Here is a 2,150-nt window from a genome sequence, read left to right on the forward strand (position 1 = left end):
CGGCCGCGAGCGGCGCGTGCCGGCGGGCGCCGCCCGCTCGGGCGCGGGCGACGGGCTCAGCACGGCGCGCAGGGTGGTCAGTAGCGGAACGCTCATCGGGCTTCCTCAGTCGAGCAGCATCACCTGCGTGTCGCGCGTGCCCCGGAACGGGTTGCGGCCGTGCGCGACCAGCATGTTGTCGACGATCATCAGGTCGCCGGTGCGCCAGGCGAAGGCGACTTCCTCGGCGTCGAAGGCGTCGTAGACGGCATCGAGATCGGCGGCCGGCATCGGCGCCCCGTCGCCGTAGCGGATCTCGTAGGGGAAGGCGGCGCGGCCCGCGTAGCGCCGCTGCAGGTGCCGGTAGCTGAAGTCGCCCATCGAGCGCGGATTCGGGTGCTGGGCGCTGGCCTGGTTGAACCAGACCGTCTCGCCGGTGCGCGGATGCCGGCGCAGCGCCGGGCCGACGTGCGAGACCGTCAGGCTGCCGTCCTCGAGCCAGCGCCAGCCGAGCCCGCGCGCCTCGCACAGCGCCTGGGCCTGCTCGCGCTCGGCGGTGCCGAAGGCCTCGTCCCAGGGCCGGTGGTATTCGGCGAACGGCAGGTTCGGGTTGGCGGCCAGCCGCTCGGCGCGGTCGCCCGGCGCCGCGAAGTTGCGCAGGTACATCACGCCGCGGGCGGCGAAGCGCTCGCGCAGCCCGGCCGGCAGCCGCGCGGTCAGGCGCCGCATGTCGCAGATCGGCGTCTCGCCGCCCGAGTCGGCCGGCTTGCGGCAGTAGAACGCCAGCAGGCGCGGGAACGACGGCATGTAGGCCATTTCCTGGTGCAGGCCGATCTTGAACGGCGGCGGCATGCGCGTCGATTCGTAGACGCCGCCGGCCACCTGCCTGCGCGGCGCGGCGCCCGCGGTATAGCCGTTGGCGTGCGGCGCGAACAGCGCCCCCAGGCGGCCGAAGGCGGCCGTGTCGGGCAGCGCGAAACCGCGCAGCAGCAGGGCGCCGTATTCGGCGAGCAGCGCGTCGATGTCGGCGCGCCGCTCGCGGAACCAGGCCACGAAGGCATCGGTGGCGCCGCTCGAACCGGTCGAGTCGTAGAGCTCGGCGAGCGCAGGGTCCACCGGTTCGATCAAGAGGGGCACGCTGCGGCCGGCCACCGCCGGCGCGCAGCGCACCGTGTCGGCGCCGAGCCGCGCGGCGGCCGGATGGAGGGCGGGAGGGGCGAGCGCGCTCATCGCGTCAGGCCAGCGCTGGCTTGCTGAGCAGGATCTCGAAGCCGAGCGCGCCGAGCCCCGCGCTCGGGCTGTGGATGCTCGCGTAGGGCGCCAGCCCCGCCTCGGCCACCAGCTCGTGCGCCTCGGCCAGCGTGATCTTCTCCTCGACGTGGGTGGGCGGGTAGTCGGCCGCCGCGCGCATCGCGGTGAAGCGGTCGAGCAGGTGCTGCGGCGCGTCGCGGCGCATGTCGTGCACCAGGGCCACGCCGCCCGGGTGCAGCACGCGGAACATCTCGGTCAGGCTCTTCGCCTTGTCCGGCAGGTGGTGCAGGGTGGCGCGGCCGACCGCCATGGTCAGCTCGCCGTCGGCGAACGGCAGCTCGAGCGCGTCGCCCACCCGCAGCTCGACGCGCTGCTCGATGCCGAGCGTCTTCAGGCGCGGGCGGCCCTCGTCGAGCATGGCCGGATCGAGGTCGACGCCGATGAAGCGCCAGCCCTCCATCGCCGGATCGGCGGCCAGGCGGACCGGCACCACGCCGGTGGCGGTGCCGATGTCGGCGATGGTGCCGGCCGCCATGCCGCGGGCGAGCTGGCGGATCCGGCTGATGAACAGCAGGTCCCAGGGTTCGAGCGTCTCGGTGGCGAAGCGGTCGTAGTCGTTGGCCGGGCGGAGATTCTTCAGCAGCATGGCGTTCCTCGATTCGGTCGGGGCGTTGCGTGGAAGGGAGTGGCGAATGGCGGGTTCATGGCCGGGCGCGCTCACAGCCAGCCGACCGGCACGGCGGCCAGCAGGCGCCGCGCGGTGGCGCTGTTGACGCCGAACGCGGGGCGCTGCCGGCGCTCGACCGCGTGCGCGACCATCGCGGCGATGCGTGCCGACAGGCCCAGCCCGACGCCCCAGGAGGGCGAGGCGACGCCGAGGTCGAGCAGCGTCGCGGCGCTCAGGAAGTCGATGTTCGGGT

General features: G+C 74.2%; 2 protein-coding genes and 1 pseudogene. All 3 read right to left on the reverse strand.

All coding sequences use genetic code 11. From position 1 onward, the window contains the following. Window positions 1–105: 105 nt before the first annotated feature. Complete coding sequence (locus F3J18_RS36880) at window positions 106–1,209, reverse strand: TauD/TfdA family dioxygenase (RefSeq protein ID WP_166917084.1); 1,104 nt, start codon at window positions 1,207–1,209, stop codon at window positions 106–108. A 4-nt stretch (window positions 1,210–1,213) separates the two neighbouring features. After that, the gene (locus tag F3J18_RS36885; RefSeq protein ID WP_025101068.1) at window positions 1,214–1,876 is read right to left on the reverse strand and encodes a class I SAM-dependent methyltransferase; all 663 of its coding nucleotides are present in this window, start codon (window positions 1,874–1,876) and stop codon (window positions 1,214–1,216) included. Window positions 1,877–1,947: 71 nt separating this feature from the next. Continuing rightward, window positions 1,948–2,150, reverse strand: a pseudogene (locus F3J18_RS36890) (citrate/2-methylcitrate synthase); the annotation flags it as partial.

The sequence above is a fragment of the Burkholderia sp. Ax-1720 genome (genome assembly GCF_011753035.1).
GTDB lineage: Bacteria > Pseudomonadota > Gammaproteobacteria > Burkholderiales > Burkholderiaceae > Burkholderia > Burkholderia gladioli.